20 protein-coding genes and 1 pseudogene are annotated in these 19,429 nt (G+C 52.6%); 11 read left to right on the top strand and 10 right to left on the bottom strand.

Going from position 1 to position 19,429, the window contains the following annotated elements; translation table 11 throughout:
- Positions 1 to 49 precede the first annotated feature (49 nt).
- The gene (locus BN996_RS02465; RefSeq protein ID WP_089777014.1) at positions 50 to 1,066 is read right to left on the bottom strand and encodes a tyrosine-type recombinase/integrase; all 1,017 of its coding nucleotides are present in this window, start codon (positions 1,064 to 1,066) and stop codon (positions 50 to 52) included.
- A gap of 689 nt (positions 1,067 to 1,755) precedes the next feature.
- Here BN996_RS02465 and BN996_RS02455 point away from each other — a divergent pair.
- From BN996_RS02455 to BN996_RS02440, 5 genes and pseudogenes are all read left to right on the top strand, one after another.
- Positions 1,756 to 1,989, top strand: coding sequence for a winged-helix domain-containing protein (locus tag BN996_RS02455; RefSeq protein WP_089777012.1), 234 nt, complete (start codon positions 1,756 to 1,758; stop codon positions 1,987 to 1,989).
- Between the two features lie 8 nt (positions 1,990 to 1,997).
- Entirely contained in the window at positions 1,998 to 2,948 is a 951-nt protein-coding gene (locus tag BN996_RS19695) for a hypothetical protein (protein WP_139043096.1), read from the top strand.
- 178 nt (positions 2,949 to 3,126) lie between these two features.
- Positions 3,127 to 3,804, top strand: a complete 678-nt coding sequence (locus BN996_RS02450) for an IS6 family transposase (protein ID WP_089777011.1) — start codon at positions 3,127 to 3,129, stop codon at positions 3,802 to 3,804.
- A gap of 314 nt (positions 3,805 to 4,118) precedes the next feature.
- Positions 4,119 to 4,798: pseudogene (locus BN996_RS02445) on the top strand (IS6 family transposase).
- Positions 4,799 to 4,809: 11 nt separating this feature from the next.
- Positions 4,810 to 4,956, top strand: coding sequence for an integrase core domain-containing protein (locus tag BN996_RS02440; protein ID WP_089777010.1), 147 nt, complete (start codon positions 4,810 to 4,812; stop codon positions 4,954 to 4,956).
- 312 nt (positions 4,957 to 5,268) lie between these two features.
- Here the strand turns inward: BN996_RS02440 and BN996_RS19685 are convergent, their stop codons facing one another.
- The 5 genes from BN996_RS19685 to BN996_RS02425 all read right to left on the bottom strand — a co-directional run bounded on the left by BN996_RS19685 (position 5,269) and on the right by BN996_RS02425 (position 9,096).
- Entirely contained in the window at positions 5,269 to 5,685 is a 417-nt protein-coding gene (locus tag BN996_RS19685) for a hypothetical protein (RefSeq protein ID WP_139043095.1), read from the bottom strand.
- Positions 5,686 to 5,887: 202 nt separating this feature from the next.
- The gene (locus tag BN996_RS02435) at positions 5,888 to 6,133 is read right to left on the bottom strand and encodes a DUF8053 family protein (RefSeq protein ID WP_089777009.1); all 246 of its coding nucleotides are present in this window, start codon (positions 6,131 to 6,133) and stop codon (positions 5,888 to 5,890) included.
- Positions 6,134 to 6,487: 354 nt separating this feature from the next.
- The gene (locus tag BN996_RS20335) at positions 6,488 to 6,706 is read right to left on the bottom strand and encodes a hypothetical protein (protein ID WP_139043094.1); all 219 of its coding nucleotides are present in this window, start codon (positions 6,704 to 6,706) and stop codon (positions 6,488 to 6,490) included.
- Positions 6,707 to 7,139: 433 nt separating this feature from the next.
- Positions 7,140 to 8,771 carry a DUF7845 domain-containing protein gene (locus BN996_RS02430; RefSeq protein WP_089777008.1) on the bottom strand — a complete coding sequence of 544 codons (1,632 nt, stop codon included), beginning with the start codon at positions 8,769 to 8,771 and terminating at the stop codon, positions 7,140 to 7,142.
- 88 nt (positions 8,772 to 8,859) lie between these two features.
- Positions 8,860 to 9,096 (bottom strand): DUF7563 family protein, encoded by a 237-nt coding sequence (locus BN996_RS02425; RefSeq protein WP_089777301.1) that lies wholly within the window; start codon positions 9,094 to 9,096, stop codon positions 8,860 to 8,862.
- Between the two features lie 292 nt (positions 9,097 to 9,388).
- On the opposite strand from BN996_RS02425, the gene BN996_RS02420 reads away from it, so the two are divergent.
- On the top strand, positions 9,389 to 10,402 hold the full coding sequence (locus BN996_RS02420; protein WP_089777007.1) for a tyrosine-type recombinase/integrase: 1,014 nt from the start codon (positions 9,389 to 9,391) through the stop codon (positions 10,400 to 10,402).
- Positions 10,403 to 10,495: 93 nt separating this feature from the next.
- Here the strand turns inward: BN996_RS02420 and BN996_RS19675 are convergent, their stop codons facing one another.
- Positions 10,496 to 11,743, bottom strand: coding sequence for a hypothetical protein (locus BN996_RS19675; RefSeq protein WP_139043093.1), 1,248 nt, complete (start codon positions 11,741 to 11,743; stop codon positions 10,496 to 10,498).
- Positions 11,744 to 12,078: 335 nt separating this feature from the next.
- Here BN996_RS19675 and BN996_RS02415 point away from each other — a divergent pair, with 335 nt between their 5' ends.
- The 4 genes from BN996_RS02415 to BN996_RS19670 all read left to right on the top strand — a co-directional run bounded on the left by BN996_RS02415 (position 12,079) and on the right by BN996_RS19670 (position 14,538).
- Entirely contained in the window at positions 12,079 to 12,564 is a 486-nt protein-coding gene (locus BN996_RS02415) for a TIR domain-containing protein (protein ID WP_089777006.1), read from the top strand.
- A 22-nt stretch (positions 12,565 to 12,586) separates the two neighbouring features.
- A complete protein-coding gene (locus tag BN996_RS02410; protein ID WP_089777005.1) occupies positions 12,587 to 13,000 on the top strand; it encodes a hypothetical protein in 414 nt (137 codons plus the stop codon).
- A gap of 4 nt (positions 13,001 to 13,004) precedes the next feature.
- The gene (locus BN996_RS02405; protein WP_167344092.1) at positions 13,005 to 13,640 is read left to right on the top strand and encodes a TIR domain-containing protein; all 636 of its coding nucleotides are present in this window, start codon (positions 13,005 to 13,007) and stop codon (positions 13,638 to 13,640) included.
- 355 nt (positions 13,641 to 13,995) lie between these two features.
- Positions 13,996 to 14,538, top strand: coding sequence for a hypothetical protein (locus tag BN996_RS19670; RefSeq protein WP_139043092.1), 543 nt, complete (start codon positions 13,996 to 13,998; stop codon positions 14,536 to 14,538).
- A gap of 1,025 nt (positions 14,539 to 15,563) precedes the next feature.
- Here the strand turns inward: BN996_RS19670 and BN996_RS19665 are convergent.
- Positions 15,564 to 15,911 (bottom strand): hypothetical protein, encoded by a 348-nt coding sequence (locus BN996_RS19665; protein ID WP_139043091.1) that lies wholly within the window; start codon positions 15,909 to 15,911, stop codon positions 15,564 to 15,566.
- A gap of 254 nt (positions 15,912 to 16,165) precedes the next feature.
- Here BN996_RS19665 and BN996_RS19660 point away from each other — a divergent pair, with 254 nt between their 5' ends.
- Positions 16,166 to 17,281: a tyrosine-type recombinase/integrase gene (locus BN996_RS19660; protein WP_139043090.1), complete on the top strand. Its 1,116-nt coding sequence runs from the start codon at positions 16,166 to 16,168 to the stop codon at positions 17,279 to 17,281.
- A gap of 166 nt (positions 17,282 to 17,447) precedes the next feature.
- Here BN996_RS19660 and BN996_RS02400 read toward each other — a convergent pair whose 3' ends face one another.
- Positions 17,448 to 17,969, bottom strand: coding sequence for a hypothetical protein (locus tag BN996_RS02400; RefSeq protein WP_089777003.1), 522 nt, complete (start codon positions 17,967 to 17,969; stop codon positions 17,448 to 17,450).
- A 222-nt stretch (positions 17,970 to 18,191) separates the two neighbouring features.
- Entirely contained in the window at positions 18,192 to 19,358 is a 1,167-nt protein-coding gene (locus BN996_RS02395; RefSeq protein WP_089777002.1) for a PD-(D/E)XK nuclease family protein, read from the bottom strand.
- Between the last annotated feature and the right edge of the window lie 71 nt (positions 19,359 to 19,429).

The raw sequence follows: 19,429 nt of genomic DNA, 5'->3' as shown, positions 1-19,429 counted from the left end.
AATGTAAGTGGTATGTACTGCTGGCATCCCAAATTCCGGAGACATCCTATTACCGCACCTCCCGAAGAACGCGACGACGGACCTCCATCCGCTCACGGTGCGTGCGCTTGTCGTAGTGCTTGTCGAGCACGTCCACAGACACGTTCATCCGCTCACTCACGATCTCGACCGGGACGCCGTCGTTCAGCGACTCGGTGATCGCACCGCGGCGAATGTCGTGCGGCGAGACCGTCGAAGGACAACGAGACGCCTTATCGCGCCTATCGGCGGGTCTGCAGTCGTCCGGGTCTACTTCTGCGTGCGGACACGCCCCCCACTCGCACGGGCGCGTCACGGCGTAGATACTCGTTCTGTACGCGCCCTTCGAGAGCCGACCCTGTGACGACGAGATAAGCGGCTCGCGGCCGTACTCGTCGGTCACCTCGTAGTGGTTCTTCGCGAGATAATCGTCGATGACTGCGGCGACGGGGTGGCTGAGAGACACGTCCCGTTCGCCGTTCTCCTCGTTCTTCAGCGGGGTTCCCTCCTCGGGACGGTGCCGGAGCTTCAGGCACGGTTCTTCGGGGTCATAGTCGTCCACGTCGAGCGAGTAGATTGAGCCGGTGCGCATCCCGGTGTGCCACAGGATGAGCATGATCACGTGGTCCCGAGAGGCGTAGTTGAACGTGTCCAGCCCGTTCAGGATCTCTTTCGCGCGGTCGCCGCGCAGCACGCGGTCGCGCACGTCGTCCTGCGGTTTCAGGTTCGGAAGCGGCACCTTCTCGCGAAGTCCCTCTTCGACGGCGTCGATGTCGGCCCACAGATCGAGGGCTACCCGAAGCGTCGTGAGGTAGTTGTCCAGCGTGACCGGCTTGATTGCGCCCTTCTTGTAGCTGTAGTACTTGTACAGCGTCCGGCCGGTCACGTCGTTCAGATTGTCGATATCGTGTTCCTCGCAGAAATCGAGGAACGGGTTCAGCCGGTAGCCGTGGTTCATGAGCGTCGTTTCGGACACGTCGCCCTCGCGGAGATCGAGGTACATCTCCACGCCCTCCTCGGGGGAGAGTGGTTGGAGATCGTCGCTCATGCGTCGGCCTCCAGCTCGAGGTCGTCGTCGCAGTTACTCTGGAGTACGACTTCCTCGCGAGAAAGTCGCTCACCGCTCACCTTATCCCGGAGTTGATAGAACCGGCCGTCAACGTCCTTGGTGGACGCGCACCGTTGGCACCAGAAGTGGTCTTCCGCCGCTTCCCACGTTCGGTGTTCTCGCGGACACACGAACTGCCATCGGTCCGTCCGGTTCTCATCGCAAATGACCTGCGTAGTCGTCATCACAGTTGGGCGGCCACCCGTTTTGTAATAATACGCCCGCTCGTACGGGGAGTGAAAGTGAAAGTGATCGAATTGGCCGGACGTACCCCCGAAATCGGGCGTTTCTGCGAGTGAAACTAAACGGTTCTTCGGCGACTGTACGTGCGCTCGTGCGCGGGGTTCAATAGCCCGCGGAAGTGAGTCGAACATGGCTTTCGTGGCTACAGCACGGAAGCCCGCGCGGGCCTGCTGTCCTACCAGCGAGGTCCGCTTCTGCAGAACCTATCGGAGAGCGATAGGTTCGCGAAGGTGCTTCCGTGCCTCACCTCACGAAGTGGTGTACCATAATTCTTTCTCACTACCTAGTGAGGTTTAGAACACCATACTATGATTGAAACATGATAAGTAGACTGGTGAAATATCAGAACCACCGTGGTGAACGAGAGACGAAAACCCGGTAACTGGATGCAGTTGCCGATCGATGAGCGTATCCTTGAGGTCCTCAGCTCATCTGAGTTGGTTCTCTCACCGACTATCATTGCAGAGAATATCGATAAGAGTCGAGCTGAGGTCAGTCGGAGACTCGGAGAACTTTCTGATCGTGACTTTGTTGATCGAGTCCGACGTGGTCGTTACAAAATCTCTGATCTCGGAAACCAGTATCTCTCAGGAGAATTTGACGCTAGTTCCCTCGAGTGAACTATCATATGACCCCGGACGACCGCATACAGGTATACTTCGAAAAAGATCAAGCAGAGGTTCTGAACCGCCAACTTGAGCAATACCGTCATAATGAACAGATTGCTCTCAGGCTCATCGTCAGTTTGGGCGTGACGACCGGGGTTAGTGTCCTATCTTCTTTGACATCTCTCGTACTAAGTGTTCCTGAGATATCTGGTATAATCAACACGCTTTGGGGTTCTGGGGCCGGTTTTGAGACTCAATCAAACGTCCTTGTTGGTGCGATCTTCTCCTTCGTTTCACTCTTTTTGTTCTTTTATGCGCTCGGAAAGTTCTGGATGGTCCTCAGTACAGATAACCCAGTTCCGTTGTTAGGAAACGAGCCGTTCAGATCTGATGGAATTAATCTCCGCAAGGACGAGTATGGTACTGAGTACCGATTGTATCTGTCGAAAAATTCACAGTTGCTGAACCAGCAATCTCGGCTGATAAATGCGGGTTACTTTTTGGCATCTGTAGCAGTTGTGTCTCTAATTATTGGCTTGGTGTTTTTATCGAGCGGAAGATTATTGTCCACCTCTGATATTGGTGAGCTAAACTTTATAATCACCATTGTGTCGGTATTCGGAATATCATTCTTGACTTCACTACTCATCGTTGAACGTCTCCAACGAGAACGAAACCCCAACGAACGGAATCCCGACTTTCACATAACTGGGTCCAATCCCGAATTGGTTAGAACAATCCCACTTCTTGCTCCCTTACTGGTCATTATTGCTCCGGGAATACTGCTGATTCTAGCCAACGCAATGCTCTGGTGGGAGAACAACCAAGCCGCAATCGGGTTCCCCTTACTCAATTTATTCACCAAGTATGGGGTTGCTCAGGTTACTATCGTTGCAGGCGTCCTCTTTGGGGTCGGTTCGCCACTGTTGGTCAGGGTGGTCAGAACAGGCATTAAGGCACTGTCTAGTTAAGCCAGTTTGAGGAACGAGCAGGTCGTTGAGTTAGTTGGTCAAGATGCTCGCAGACCTGCTCAGCGAGTGCTTTGCGACGGATTTAGAAGAAACTTGGGAGCGTGAGCGGACGGCATTAAGGCACTGTCTAGTTAAGCCAGTTTGAGGAACGAGCAGGTCGTTGAGTTAGTTGGTCAAGATGCTCGCAGACCTGCTCAGCGAGTGCTTTGCGACGGATTTAGAAGAAACTTGGGAGCGTGAGCGGACGGCAACGCCCGTCAGGGCGTTCGCCGTCCAGCTCCACGCGACCGGTTGTTCACTTAGAGAGACAAAAGAAATTCTTCGATTACTCGGCGTTGAACGCTCCCACCAAGCGGTTTGGCAATGGGTACATCGGCTGGCCGACAGCGGTCACAACCCGCCTGAGGCGAAGCCGAAGCGGGTTGCGGTCGACGAGACCGCTGTCAAAATCAATGGTGAGTGGTCTTGGCTGTACGCTGCAATAGACACCGAGACAAAGCTGATTCTTGACGTCGAATTGTTTGGACGACATGGTACCGACCCGGCTGCTGCGTTTCTCCATCGACTTTCCGAGAAACACGATCTCTCAGACGCTGTGTTTCTCGTTGATGGCTACGGCTATCAGACTGCCCTCTCTCGATTAGGATTGAGCGGTCGGCTGGACTACGTCGAGCGAAACCTCATCGAAAAATGGTTTCACACCCTCAAAATGCGAGTCGACCGCTTCCATAATTCGTGGGTGGGCAGTCACGGAAGCGTCCGCGAGTGGTTCATACAATTTGTGCAATACTACAACTTTCAAAGACCGCATCAAGCGCTCGACGGACGAACACCGGTCGAGGAGGCGACTAACTAGACAGTGCCTTTCGTCCAGATAGTTATCTTTATATTCTATATTTTTGATATTCTGGAGTCGTTTGAACTCTACCTTCTTTTCAAGCCCATCCATCGCTTCAATATGGATTTTTGAAACATCACGTCTGCTTGAACTCAGGACTGCTCTCGCGATCTCGCGCACCACTTCTTCTCTTTCAGATTTATCAATTTCTGTCGTTCGAATAAAATACTGACCCATATCGCTAATAAAATATTCGCCGACAAATAAATCCCACTCGGCACTGTCTAGTTAAGCCAGTTTGAGGAACGAGCAGGTCCTTGAGTGAATTGATCATGACGCTCGCAGACCTTCTCAGCGAGTGCTTTGCGGCGGATTTAGAAGAAACTTGGGAGCGTGAGCGGACGGCGACACCCGTCAGGGTGTTCGCCTCCAGCTCCACGCGACCGGGTGTTCACTTAGAGAGACAAAAGAAATTCTTCGATTGCTCGGCGTTGAACGGTCTCATCAAGCTGTTTGGCAATGGGTACATCGGCTGGCTGACAGCGGTCACAACCCGCCTGAGGCGAAGCCGAAGCGGGTTGCAGTCGACGAGACCGCTGTCAAAATCAATGGCGAATGGTCTTGGTTGTACGCTGCAATAGACATCGAGACAAAGCTGATTCTCGATGTCGAATTATTTGGACGGCATGGAACCGATCCAGCTGCTGCGTTCCTCCATCGACTCTCAGAGAAACACGATCTCTCAGACGCTGTGTTTCTCGTTGATGGCTACGGCTATCAGACCGCCCTCTCTCGATTAGGATTGAGCGGTCGGCTTGACTACGTCGAGCGAAACCTCATCGAAACGTGGTTTCACACCCTCAAAGTGCGAGTCGACCGCTTCCATAATTCGTGGGTGGGCAGTCATGGGAGCGTCCGCGAGTGGTTTATACAATTTGCGCAATACTATAACTTCCACCGACCGCATCAATCGCTCGACGGACGAACGCCGGTTGAGGAGGTCACTAACTAGACACCCTCAAAATGCGAGTCGACCGCTTCCATAATTCGTGGGTGGGCAGTCACGGAAGCGTCCGCGAGTGGTTCATACAATTTGTGCAATACTACAACTTTCAAAGACCGCATCAAGCGCTCGACGGACGAACACCGGTCGAGGAGGCGACTAACTAGACAGTGCCGGCATTAATAAAATAACAGATAAATTACTATAGTATCGAGTAGCATCCTGTATTATCTACAGATGTATGCACCGGGGGTCGGTTTGCGTGTATTTTGAGTGGGAGAGCGTGAATTCTTTTTATACTTCGAATGGTTTGACCCCAACTACGTCAGCCACCGTCTCGAGCTGGTCTGAATCTATGCACGCTGACTGTCGCTGACGGCTGTGAGGTGCATATATCGAGGATGTCGTATACATTCACGCCTGACCCCGGGGAGTGAAACCAGAAAATCATCTCACGAGCGTATTTGGGGGATCTATCCTTACTCGTAGAGCAGTGAAAGGTTCGTATATCCTTGCTCGAGGACCGTTCCGTTTGATGGCTTTCCGTAAGCCTTCTCCAGTTTCCAGTGTCCTCCTCCCTTCTTTTGGGTTGGTAGCGAAAAGTCACCAGAGTGTAGGTCGGCATCCGGCACGATGTAGTATTCACCGGACCCTCCACCTATGAACGCATGGACCAACTCATTACCTTTGGCAAGGTTCGTGTTTTTCGTCCATGCACCACCGAAGAACTTGAAGTGCTTGTTGTAGTGGATCCAGAGGAGTTTTGAACCAGAATCTGTGCTGAGCCGCCAAACGTTCCTTTCTCCCTTTTCGCTTCGGACAGCATTGATTGGTTCAAGGTCCTCGACAGTTCTGAGGAATTGCTTTCTTCTTTGAGATGCAGACATTTTTGTCATCGATTGCTATTGTTCGACATTCTATTCTACATTTGATCATGAAACGGAATTAGCTTAAATCTTTGTCTGTGGGGCTTCTAGGCGCGATATACGACTAGTTGATCTAGTCTAGAAAGGAGTGACTAGAGCGGATTACGTGGTTGGTCGGGTCAGAGCATTCGAGCTAGCAGAACATGATACGATTTTGAGTCTAGAGTCTATACTACATTTGTTGTATCTGCTGTCCAACAAGCCCTTGCACCAGCTCGGTCTCCCCCAACGGCGTGATCGGCCCATCTTCGGGAACTGGCCGAACAACATACACCTCTCTTCCGAGTCGTTGGACGTGCATGGTCTTCTCTTCTCGATCCTCCTCGTTTGCGGGGATGACGCCGTCGAGGACGAGATCGTCGCGGTCGAGTGCAACAAGCGGGGTGCCGTCGTGGTTTCGGAGCTTTCGGAATACCATTGTTGACACCTCACCGGCCACCCAATCCTACTTAGTTCTATCTCCTAAGTCACCCATTACGAATACAGGCCGTGGTCGGTGTAGAACGTGAAATTGCTAGACCACGTATACTTCGAGGAACGGCCACCACCACACACCCCCTTGGCGGCGTATAATTACTTACAGTATGGTTCGGTTTGGCGGGGCTCCGGTGGTGGTCGGTCCCCGTGAGGACTCGATTTTGGTTGTGAAGGTGCTCGAGGAGCTGCAAGATCGGCGTGGGTCAAGTGGAACATTCCGACGAAATGCGACAAAGATATTTCTGTCAGTCAGTTCACTTACCACAGGAGGAAAAATGGGACCAGGTGTAAGCCGCTATAGTCGCCGGAGTTGTCGCTTGAGCTTGCGCTCAGCGCGACGCTGTTCACGCTTTAGCTCCCGTTCGGCTTTGCGCTGTTCCTTCTTGAGCTGACGTTCCATATCCCGCTCAAGTTGGCGCTGAAGCCGTCGAAGCTTAGCTTTGCTGAATCTTCTCATCTTGGTCTCACCTCCTCCCCACGCGTTCTGAACCGGAGCCTTGAGAGGGTCCGTCATACGGGTTAACGTCAGTTGTCGATGTTTGCACATAAGGGTTCGCAGTGCGGAGTGAAAGTGAAAGTGTATATTTGGGGTAGAAGGTGTCTAAAACGACGAATACGGCAATAGACGATTGTCGAAATCCAACTAGGTTCCTAGCTACTGGTGTTGAAAATAACGAGAGAGATTCAATCAGAACTTCACACCCAACCTTCGCGTGGATCACCTGGAGTTGCGGAGGCGGAGGGTTATTTTTTCGAAGTTGTGACGTTAGTCACACTCCCTAAGGGGGCTGTCCCACCGGACGAAACAGCGCCCGCTCGATCTCCTCGAGTGCGGCCGCTCGCGGAGAATCGAGACTCCACCCGAAAACAGGGTTCGACCGAAAACAGCGACGTAGTATATAAAAGAAGGAACCGACCGAGAGCGTTGCCACTCAGAAGGCCACCGGCTACAGGTGCTTCTGAGCGACCGTGTTCTGCACGGGACCGTACGCCCGGTCATAGGTCACAATCGCGTTGAGGAATCTCCGAGAGTCGAGTCCGGCGTCGCACCACGCGCTGTATCCTTCCTCGAGCACGTCGGGCAGGTACTCGCCGGTCGCCGTGGAGTTCTTCGACCGAGTGAGTACCGTCCGAATGCGAATCCGCACGCGGTCGTTGCGGTCGTCCATCCCGGCGACGACTTCCGCTCCGTAGCGGTTCAGCCAGTTCTGCAGGGCACGACCCGACCGCTCCAGATCGCGTGGATCGACGTTCAACACGTTCTCGATGCGACCGGCGACCGAGTCCACCACGTCGTCTGCGATGCTCACCAGCTCGCGCACTTCCTGCGCGATCTTCGAAGAGACCCACTTCACGACTCCGCCGTCGTTCTCGAGGAGTCCCGAGAGACGCTGCAGAACGCGGTAGATCGTCGTGGAGGACCAGCCGGTTCCGTCCTCGAGTTCACCGACTCTCGTTCCGCCGTCGGTGAGCGCCAAGTGCTCGAGTACGTCGTGGTCCGCGTCGGTGAGCCGCGAGAGCGTCCGCATGATGACCGACTCCTGAGACGCTTCGATCTGCGGCGTCGGGTCGTCCCACAGCGCGATAGTCCGGTCGGATGCGACCGCGCTGAAGTGGTCGTCCGAGACGAACCACATACCGGGTCGAGTCGGGATATCTGCCCACGACAGGACGTTCAGTAGTTTCTCTTCCAGGTCGCCAACCAGATCGTGGCGGTCGTCCCACGCGACCGCTTGATCGCGGTTCAGATTCTTCTTGTACAGCGCGCCGAGTTTCGGATGGTACAGCGGGTCATCGTTCGAACTTTCACGCACGTACTGCGGGTGGTAGTGCTTCAGTTGAAGCCCTCGAGGGCGGTGCTGACTGTTCGGGAAGAGATCAGCAATAGCCGAGCGGTCGAGCCGGAGCTGGTGGTTGTAGCCGACTACGTCCTCGTTGTTCGAATCGTAGACGACGTGCGAACCCTCGATGTCGGCCGAGAGCATGAACAAGCGCATGAAGACGCCGTCGCGCCGAACCAGCTTCTTCGCCTGATCGCGGTCGATCCGAAGATACCGCTCGTGCTGGGTTATCGTCGAGAATTCGTGTGGCTCCTCGGCGAAGTACTTGCGCGACCAGTCGAAGCCGACTTTCTCGCAGACTCGGCGCATCACCCACTTGAAGACGTGCGGGATCTCGTCTAACTCGAGATTGACGACGTTCTGCAGTTTGACGTTCGTGGCTGGCCCAAGCGTCGCAGGTACGCTGTCAGGACGGTTCTCGTCGGACCACGCGAGTCGCGGCTGCACACAGACTGGAAGCTTCCGCTCACCCTCGCCGTAGGCGTTGATGTCGTACTCGAGAAGCGAGTTTACCGTGTCTGCCTCTCGCGGGGAGAGACCCGACTGGTGGAAGCCCATCGAGACTTCCCACGTCTCGGTTCCGTCGTCCTCGAGGCGAGGCACCTCCACTTCGACTTTCGAGACTCCACCGTCGATGTGGTTGTACAGCTGGCGAACCGCCCAGTACGGCGAGGAACCGTACTCGTCGTAGAGCAGATCACCGCGCGTCTCGTGGGGTGCGCTCGCGACGGAACTCACCGCCGGTCCTCCTCCGCGAGATCGCGGCCGCAGTACTCACAGCGGAAGATGCAGTCGCTGTTGCGGCTGCAGGACGGACAGCGAACCGTCATTGCCACCGCTCCGGATTACCGCCGTGGCGACCGGGCGCGCCGTCCCACGGGCCCGGAATCGGAACGTCGAGACCGCCCGCGGAACCGCGCTGCAGACGGACCAGCGTATCGCACTCGTGACAGCGGTGGGCGCGGTCCTCGCGGTCACCGTAGACGCGGCGGAAGTCCCGGGTGACGTGTGACCCACAGTTGAGACAACTGCTCTTTCGGCTCTCCGAGTCGAGCAGCATCATGCTGACCACCCCGTCTGTCCCGCCTGACCGCAAGACAACGGCGACCCGCGTTCCGTTTCGTGGTGGACTCTTTTTCGGCCCCCGCTCGCGAATATATATACCCGCGACGAGACCAGCCGGTAGCAGTCGTGAGTCGGACGTTTTCTACATATAGAAAACGCCAAAAAATTGGACGGACCCGACGGGGATTCGGTACGGTTCGAGACAAAACTGTGTCAATCCCTCCTCTGTCTGGCGATTTGGCTCACGCTGAATCGGCGTCACTGTTCACGGGATTCACTAACCGTGAGCCATGCCGCTGGAACCAATCGGACCTGAAGAAGCAGTTGAACTGTATCTGGCTGACCGCGAGAGCGAACTCGCACAGGCCACGCAGTACGCACACTCGTCTCGCCTCGGGCACTTCGTGCGGTGGTGTGATGAACAAGACATCGAGAACATGAACGAGCTGACCGGCCGGACGTTGCATCGTTACCGACTTTGGAGGCGTCGAGACGGTAATCTCGCTCCACCGAGCGAGAAATCCCAGATGGATACACTCAGAGTGTTCATCCGGTGGTGTGGAACTATCGATGCTGTTCCTGTCGATCTGTGGCCGAAGGTGGTCTCGCCGAGTCTGGCGAAGGGGGAGCACGCACGGGATGTGATGCTCGACACGGAAGTCGCGGAGAAGATACTGGAGTACTTGGCCACGTACGAGTACGCCTCTGCCCGGCACGTCACGATGCTTCTCATCTGGCACGCGCTTCTCCGAAGGGGTGCTGTCCGAGCGCTTGATGTCGATGACTACGATCCGCAGGAGATGTCGCTGGAAGTCTGTCACCGGCCAGAGATGGGAACGCCTATCAAGAACAAATTCGAAGGTGAGCGATTCATCGCGTTAAATGACGAGACGTGTGCGGTCTTGGACGCGTGGTTGGAGAAACGCCGTCCTGATACGACAGACGAGTACGGGCGTAGCCCCCTCGTTTCCACTCCACAGGGTCGCGTCCATTTAACGACCGTCCAGAGTTACATCTACTCCGTCACGAGACCGTGCGAACTGAAGAGGGAGTGTCCACATGATCGAAGCATCGACACGTGTGACGCGGCGACAGAGCGGAGTGCAGCGTCGGGATGTCCGTCGTCGCTTTCACCGCATGCAGTTCGCCGTGGTGCGATTACTCACTGGCTCAACTCAGACGTTCCCGAAGGGGTGGTAAGTGCACGGGCAAACGTTTCATCCGCAGTGCTTTCGGAGCATTATGATCGACGAACTCGGCGAGAGAAGATGGAGCAACGCCGGAAGTACCTAAACCAGGTCTAAAGTCACTCAATTCCGCCAAGAGTATAACCGACTGATTCAGCCTGAGTTGCTGAGTAGGTGTATGGAAACTGTTCTATGACGTCCTATTCGGAGTCAACATTCGTCTACGTCGGCAAATGATAGTGCGCGTTGGCCTTGTTCATTGTCGAATTCTTTGGCGTTGTCGTTCCGCCACGTTTCTCGTTTTTTCCCTTGGTTCTGGAATCGAGCAACCCACACGCGCTGGAACGGGTGGCCGTATTCGGACAGCTCGAATGCTGATTCATCGTTCTGATGCCAGTATCCCTCAATAATCCCTCCTGCCTGATCAGTATGGAGGAAGACGATATCGATGATTGGCCAATCATCCCAGTCTCTTTTGGCTATAAACTCATCTGAAACGTCACTTAAGTGTTGATCGGATTGGTCGTAATTGGCGTTGCCACCCAGTTCGGCAAGATACGTGTGTGTGGAGCACTGAGAGGTACAGGCGCTTGATTCAACTAGCTCAATGTCGGAGGAGGAACTTGTATTGACGTCAAGGCCAAATTCGGCTAGCCAGTCCAGTACTTTTTCGCGTTCGGTATCTCCCGAGTTTGGAGCCATAATGATTTTATTGGCCAAGTATTTTGTCGCAGCTACGAACTTCTTCCATTTCTCAGTTGTATCAGGAGCGGGCGTTATTGGAATTCCTTTCAGATCGCAGTCGAGGATTCTATTTGCGGAGTATGGGTTGAAGACCAGACGGAATTCGTTCTCGATCTCAAAGTCTTCACCTTTGAAGAACGCGACTGCAGCTGGCCACCCACCTGGCTGATAACTTTCGTCTTTCCAGCGCTTTTGATACCGACAAGTCCCGACCTTGATGTCACAGTTAGGGTTTTGAAGTGCGAGGTTCCATTCTGGAGACTCAAAGAGCTCGCCTGGATCACTCTCATCGTATTCAGAATTAAGCGGGTGAACCGGGAGACTGGCGAGGAATTTACCGACGGTTGTCTCGATTGCGCATCCTTGGACCATGTCCTCATCTCTAGTGTAGGTTTTCCAAATTCGATCTTTCTCATCGGTTCCTAGCCGCCAACAGTTTGCAAAGTGTTGCTTTCGAGCGTTATTGTGGTATTCTCCAAGACCTTCGAGCCATTCATCGTCGGTTGCTTTCTTGATTTCTTGATCACTTCGCCGTCTTTTCATGCCCGCTTCTGCCGCCAGTGCCCCTGCTAGTCCACCTTCACGTTCGAAGTTTTCGAGTACACCTTCATTCTCATCTTTGAATTCCGTCAATCGCTTTGAAAATAGGCCTTCTTCAAAGAACGTGTGCAGATCGCGTTGACCATCGATAGAACGGTATCTCCGGATAACCATTTGGGAAGACGGTAAAGGTGCTCTAGAACAGATTGGGTTTACAGGAGGGTTTCGAGCAATCATGTATTCATCAAAAATGCAGAGTATGCCATAAACCCATTTCCCAGGTACAAACTCAATAATGCCCTGGCTTTCAGTCAGACGACACTGGTGGTTGAATAGTAACTGTTCATTGAATATTCAGTCTGTGGGCAGTATTCAGAATGTCTTCTTATAGACTCCCAACTAGGGATGCCAATAGATCCGTCCATCTTTACATTCACTCCAGTTTGCTAACATTCTTCATCCCGTGGCGAAATGTGAACTCCATGAGTAAACGACCAAGAGGGAAATAGATGGTCAGGAGGGTCTTTTTCAGCTTCCACTTCAAGCGAGACGCGTGGCGGGCAGGACAGGTACGAAACAGTTGGCTCACTCAGCCAAACCGCGAGTCTGCAGGATTCATTGAAGGAAGCGATTGGGAAGAGGTCGAGCGGCAAGGAGACGCTGCAATTCGCCGGTGGATAGACGGCCAACTGAATGGAACATCAGTAACGGCAGTGCTCATTGGGAAAGAGACGTCGGAACGGCCATGGGTGAACTACGAAATCGTAGAGAGCGTTAAGAAAGGGAACGGACTTGTCGGAATCTATATTGACAACATCAAAGACAAGAACGGACTCCGAGACACGCGAGGGATTAATCCATTAAGCCAGCACCAGTTTTCTGACACAGGAGGGCGATTCTCGGACGCTTACAATACCTACGACTGGGTGCTGGACAGAGGCTATGACAACTTCGGCGACTGGGTAGAGGAGGCAGCTAACATTGCCGGACGATGACGAACCGATCCCTAACGAGCATATGTACCAAGAGTTCGAGATGATTCAGAACATCATTGACCGCCAGGCATCGAACTCTTTCAAAATCAAGGGATGGACCGTCACGCTGGTTGTCGTGGCGCTGCTCTTCCGGACCAGCAACTTCCAACTGTTCGGAGCTGTGCTTCCACTCATCGGATTTTGGGGGCTTGATGCGTACTACCTCCGTCAGGAGTGCAAGTACCGAGAACTGTACAACTGGGTCCGTCGGAACCGACCAAGATCACGCGAGCACTTGTTCAATCTCGACGCGTCCCGGTTCGAAGACGACATTGACGGCTATGTCTCTATGATGTTTTCAACGACGCTCGTCCTTTTTTATGGGGTGATTGCGTTACTTCTGATTGGGTTCAGCATCGTGACGATTTATACCAACGGAGGGTCCGCTCTTGGCTAGACGAGTGTTTTTTAGTTACCACTTCCAGCGAGACGCCTGGAGGGCCAATCAGGTCCGACACAGTTGGATTCCGCATCCTGACAGAGAGGCTGCCGGATTCTTTGACGCCGCAGATCAGGAGGAAGTGAAGCGCCAATCAGAAAAAGCAATTAAGAGGTGGATTGATCGTCAACTCCAGAATACGACAGTCACAGCCGTCCTTATCGGTGAGGAGACCGCAGAACGGCCATACGTCCAGTACGAGATTGAGAAAAGCATTGAGCGAGAGAACGGGATTCTTGGTATTCGTATCGACTCACTAAAGAACAGACATGGGAAGCGAGGGAGTTGGGGAGAGAATCCTTTGGATCATTACTACGTTGACACCGGTTCTGGTGAAGCCACTCTGTCGAGTATCTTCCCGACGTACCAGTGGAAGGAGAACAACGGGAAGGAGAATATGTCTGAGTGGGTTGAAGAAGCCGTTGGGAGTGCCTCTGTGATACCAGCCAGCAAACGAGACACACTTGAACACAAACCGGACAAGGAGACACTTGGCGATCTCATTGTGAAGGGAGGCATGGCTGCCGGTGGGATCATGATTTTGGCAGAGGTAGCGAAAGAAATTGGGGATGCACTTCGCCGAAACCAATTTCGATAAGGTATCTTGCTAAGGGGGTGAAGAGAAATGATCCTAGGGGAAACTGACTTTGAAGGTTGTTAGAAGATACCTCCGAAGAGGAATTGATTTTCCCTGCCTCTGTAGTCCTCGTTCGACTTGCGTTCGTAATTTCTGGATTCATCTACTACTTCACCGATCAAGCATGACTCAAACCAATGCTCAAGCACCAACCTGCCGAGACTTTTCGGCATTCCGTGCGAGAACTTAGTCGGTGGTGTAAAATTGGGCGAAACCAGTCACATCTGACACTTTTGAGCTGTTAGTAAGCACTCTGGCCAGTCGGACGTATAGATGGAGGAGCATCTAATACAGATGATTCAAATACGTCAATATGATGGACAGACAAGACAGGCTGATTCTTCTCGTTCTGTCTCTAATTCTCATCTCACCACTCGCAATCCCGCTCACTAGCAGTGGTACGGCTTCTGGAGGTTCTATTGAGATGGTCGAAAAGGCACCGAAAAACTGTATTGCTTCACCTCGTGCCACAACAACTCTTTCTGGAAATCCACCGGTGATGATCGGAGAAGTCTCGATGGAAAAGTCAAACGGAACTACTGTTCGTATTGAGTTCTCCAAAAATTCAGACCGTTCAATCCCGGACGGTACTATCCAACTCCGCTTCGGCGAATTTGGGAATGTCACTGCGGCAAAAGGATTCGCCAAACAGTGGGATGGCGTCTATAATTGGGACCGATCTCCGGATCCCTGGATCGAATACAGCGTTCAGCAGACATCGTCAGGACCGAATTCCGTCGATATCACAAACCGATCTGACCAGTGGGGGGTTGTCCCGTTGCCCGCATATGGGGGGCAGTGCAGGTTGCTTTCGAGCCTGCTCACAAAGGATATCTTGGTTCTCGATTCGCATACTTAGGCGAGTATGAAACTAAGTCGGTCCAAGCCGGGTGCCAGGAAATCACACTCGTAATTCCCGAGCACGCAGACCTCATTAGACCCCCCGACCAGATTCTTGACGTCTTGAAAGAGACGGCGTACCGATTGCCGGTGGGGAGAGCTTACGATCAAGTTCGAATTTTTGTCTATCCTGGTGATTTAGGAGATGTGGGTGGATATGTTAGGGGAACAGAACATGGTGTAAACGCTGGTCCTGAAATAATAATCCAAGAGAATGCGTCTATCGGAGGTCCAATTGAGTTTACCTGGCGTCATGAATATGTCCACACGCGTCAGAGTTTTCGTTTGACACCGGAATTAGAATGGTTCCGGGAAGCATCCGCGAACTACTACGCTTACCGAACTGCACTGGATAGCGGGGCTATCACTCCAAGGGAGTATGATGCTCTCTTGGCTTGGAGCTACGAACGGAACTACTCCCAACGGCTTGTGCAGCATGGTGATTCTGAGGTAGCGTATCTCTGGGGTCCCCTTGTTCTATCTAGACTGGACGCCGAAATGCGTTCTACATCCAATCAGACACTCCTGGACCGGTTCAGATGGATGAACCACGCTGAAACAGATTCGGATGGATTCTCCCTCGAACAACTCCACCATCACAATGCGAGTGTAGGAAAGAATACCAAGTCGGTTTCGCAGGAATTCAATTTGACCCAAGCACCCACGTCGAAACATCCCCCTACACCCGCATATCTAACAGGCCCGAGAGAGCTACCTGTGTGGATACGTCAACTCTGGCTTCCGGCAAACCTCAAGATTTTAGAGATGCTGTATGCATTCACAGGGATTCTGTGGATTGTGATTGTGGGTGCCAACATTGCCAGCCAATTGGGGTTCATAAGTCGTGGCTAACAAGAGTCACTACTTCAGACGATAACACGGTCAGTATGTTTGGGCTTCGGTCAACAAGCTTCTTCGAGTCGTGCGTTGCGTTTTTCTTATTCTTCGTCAGCGGTATGATACCATGGGGACTTCAACACAATATCAGTCGGTTAGACTGACTGGCGAGAATCCGTCAGGAAGGTCCTCAACGACATCGTCTAAATCATCGTGGCTGTAGGGGCGCGGAGAACTCTCCCAGGAGACACCTAGGACCTCGCTCGATTCGGCATCGAGAAAGACGGTTCCTAACCGAAGCTCAGTTGCATACGAGCTAATATCGAACTGATCGGTAGCCTCGCTAATCAGGAATTCAAATTTCGGTGACTCGAAGTCGATCTCGACACCAGTGGAAATAGCAGCAACAGTACCTGCAAGTGGATTCCCGGGACGCTTGCTTGTAACCAGCGCAATTCGACGATAGGGGCCCTCGGATTCTGACTCCTCACTCATTTCGTGTATTTTCCTAGCGGTGGACAGTAATGTTTCGGGAAATCAGATATGCAAATTCTATCTCTCAGTGGTCTCGCCTTACGGAGTATATAAAAGACACCGATTGAGAGAATCTGGAAGCGAAATGGTGTGCGAATTCGGGCTAATCACACCCGTTGCGGTTTCTCCGGTATGATCTCTTGCAATGCAAAACAAAAACTTCGACCCTACTGAAACTGAACAGGTCGATCGAGTCTACAAAGTTGGAGGGCAGTATGTCTGAGACTGGTAGCACACCGTCCCGCTACAACTCGGAGTCCGTAACCTCCTCTGAGCGGTTAGAACCTATTTCCCCAGAAACAGCCGTTAACCTCTATTTACGGGATCGAAAGAACGAACTCCGTGAATCCTCGATTCGACAACACGAATCTGCTCTTCGGTTCTTTTGCAAGTGGTGCTCTCAAACGGGCATCGAGAACCTGAATGAACTGACTGGACGGAAACTCAACCGATATCGCATCTGGCGACGGGACGAGGCCAGTAACAAGGTAAACAGCCTTGCAACTGAAACCTGGTGTTCGCAACTCAAAATCCTCCGTCTCTTCATCATCTTCTGTGAATCGATAGACGCAGTTGATGTGGCATTACACGAAAAAATTCGAATCCCCTCGCTCAACAATGGAGGGCAGTCCAGTGATGCAATTATTGAGCCTGAAGTCGCTGCAGACATCTGTTCGTATCTCCGAAAGTACGAGTACGCGTCACTCGAACACGTAATCTGGACGATCTTGACCGAGACGGGGATTCGAACAGGGACACTACGTAGCCTTGACGTGGACGATTACTTCCCAGATGCGGAAATCTCGCATCTCCGGATTCGTAACCGCGAGGAAACGGGGACGCCTCTGAAGAATGGCGACGCAGGAGATCGCCTGGTCGCAATTGGCTCCGATTGTTGCGGTGTCATCGACGATTATCTGGAAACCACTCGTCTAGAGGAAGAAGACGAATACGGACGCCAACCGATGTTGACTGCCGGGTTCGGCCGACTCTCGAAGTCTACAATCCGTCGCTATGTGTACAAGTGGACTCGTCCGTGTGCAATCGGAAAGGGATGTCCTCATGATCGGGACCCAGAAACCTGCGAGGGAACTGAGCATGGAAAGCAATCCAAGTGTCCTTCGAGCGAAGCGGCTCACGCACTCCGACGGGGCTATATTACACATGAACTGAAATCAGGTGTCACCCGCTCATTCGTGAGTCAGCGCTGTGATGTCACTGAAGACGTCATTGAGCAACACTACGACGAACGAGACGAGAAGGATAAACTGCGAGTTCGATATCAGGGCATGACCGGGTCTAGAGATAATAAGAGAAGATACGGGAGTTAATCGATTCAACTGGCACTGTTGAAACCCTCAGTTGCTGATAGTTTGTTGAGGCCATGCTGAATAGAGGGCGCGTCTCGGCCATAGGACTCACGGCTGGTGGTGAAATGTTAAATCTGTAGTACAGGCTAAAAACAAACAAAAACTCACTCACACGGGTGATGCAGATTCAGGAATTTAACTCAGAGGTCCGTTCCTGAATGAGCGCCTGGATTGAGTCGATAAATTCCCTGAAGTCTTTCACTATCCCTTCTCGGTTCAGTATCTCCTCTGCCATTTGGGGACGCCCTTTACGCTGCTCATCGCCGTACATATACATCGTTCTCAATGTCCCAAGTAGTGAATTCAAAGATTCCTGCCTTTCGGGGTCCAAGAATACCTTTGATTGTCGGGCGGTTGATTCGAACGAGGCAAGTGCGTCATTTGCATCTACGAGAAATTCATCGCTCAAGTCACCGTTTGAAGATTTACTCATGTATTCCTGTGCTACGGCATGGCAATGTTCTGCATCTTCCAGCAGTTGAATCAGCAGTTCAGCCTCCTTTTCCAATAGATGGTCTGCTCTGCGCCGTTTATTCTCCGCCTCTGTGGCTATTCGTTGGGACTTTAGACTACCCAAATATCCGAGAGCAGCGCCAGCAAGAGCGACTGTACCAGTAATTATTGAACCGATGTGTTGTTCGATGACCATGCTGGAACCAAAGTTCTCATTTAATAAACTGTTTGGTGTACAGACCCCTCCTATCGGTCAACGCACACCTCACCGATGAAACGAAGGTAACTGGGCTACTGAATTCACCCTCTGTATGTGTCATGCGATTTCTGACAGCGATTGGTGAGGGTTCTGAGGGCGTGCTGAATATAGAGTGCATACGCACGCCAGTTCTAGCAGCTTTGGAGGATTTCAATTGAGTCAGGCTTGCGATTCTGTATATTCGTTCAGGATCTCCTCAATAGGCTCACCCACCAGACCATGGAGCTGTTGGAGCTCCTCAATCGCTTCTTGAACCGACGCCTGTGGGTTTTCGATATCGAGTGAGACTGTCTTCGCAACGAGTGCGTATGCCCCGTTGACGTACTCCCAGCCCGCATCCTCGAATGCCTCCTGACTCACTCTCGCAGACAGTTTCTCTCGGATTTCGTCTTTGCCCGTATGCTCGATGTCCAGCCGGAGTCTGATTGTAGGCTGTTTCTGATTCAGCGAGAGGTGCGGCTCGTATTCGATGTTAGTCCCGGACCCGATGTCTCGCCACTCCGGCTTGTAGAGTTGAATATACGTATTCGGTCGGGTGTTCGAGGCCCATTCATCATGGCCGAACTCCGCGAAGAACGTCTCCTCAAGCGAATTGTAGAGTCGCTCTTTGTCACGTTCGAATGCGTCTTGCACTCGATTGATTGTCTCGGCGTATTCGGTGTACAGTACGGTCTCTTCGGAAATCTGGTTGATGTCGCCCATGTTCAGTTCGAGTTGAATCGTATCGATGAAATCCGCCAGCTGTGCGCTGCTCTTCGAGGGGTATTTTCCGAATCCGTCGGTCAATACAGTTTCTAGTTCCGCGACGATATGCTCCCAGGAGATATCGACGAAGTCTTCCGAGACTGAGGCAGGGGCCTCTTCGGGAGCAATGTAGACGTACTCGTCAGTCCCGCTGTGTTGGCGCGTGTCGAGATTACCGAGCCTCGTCGCCTCGGCGTATCGCTCCGTTTGTGCGTTGGTCTCAGGCGAATCAACCTTCAGCTCAATACAGACGAACCATTCGTCCGGTTGTCGAAGGAGGATATCAAAAATGCCGTTCCCAGTGGACACCTGCGATGAAACCTCGACATTTTCCAAGTTCCGTAGGGGGCCGGACATGGAGGTGTCGCCGTGTGAGTAGAGGGCCCTCAGGAAAGCTCGGAGCACGTCTGTGTCGAACCCATGTGGGTTGGTGGAGTCGAGGAAATAGACGAGTAGTTCTTCCCACCGTTGTTCAACCCTCGATTGGCCCAAGATTTCTAACGTCGTTTCGGGTGGCCTTTCGATGTTGTCGAGCTCCCGCTGGAGGTCCTCTAGTTGCGCTCGGTGATCTGTTTCATCCACTAGAACTACAGTATCTGTAACATCAAATGTAGCTTTGGCTGGTTCTACGTTCTACATGAATCAAGAGAAAA

Origin of the sequence: Haloferax massiliensis, from assembly GCF_001368915.1 — an archaeon.
GTDB lineage: Archaea > Halobacteriota > Halobacteria > Halobacteriales > Haloferacaceae > Haloferax > Haloferax massiliensis.
The sequence above is the reverse complement of the archived record's forward strand: the minus strand, read 5'-3'. Positions and strand labels throughout refer to the sequence as shown.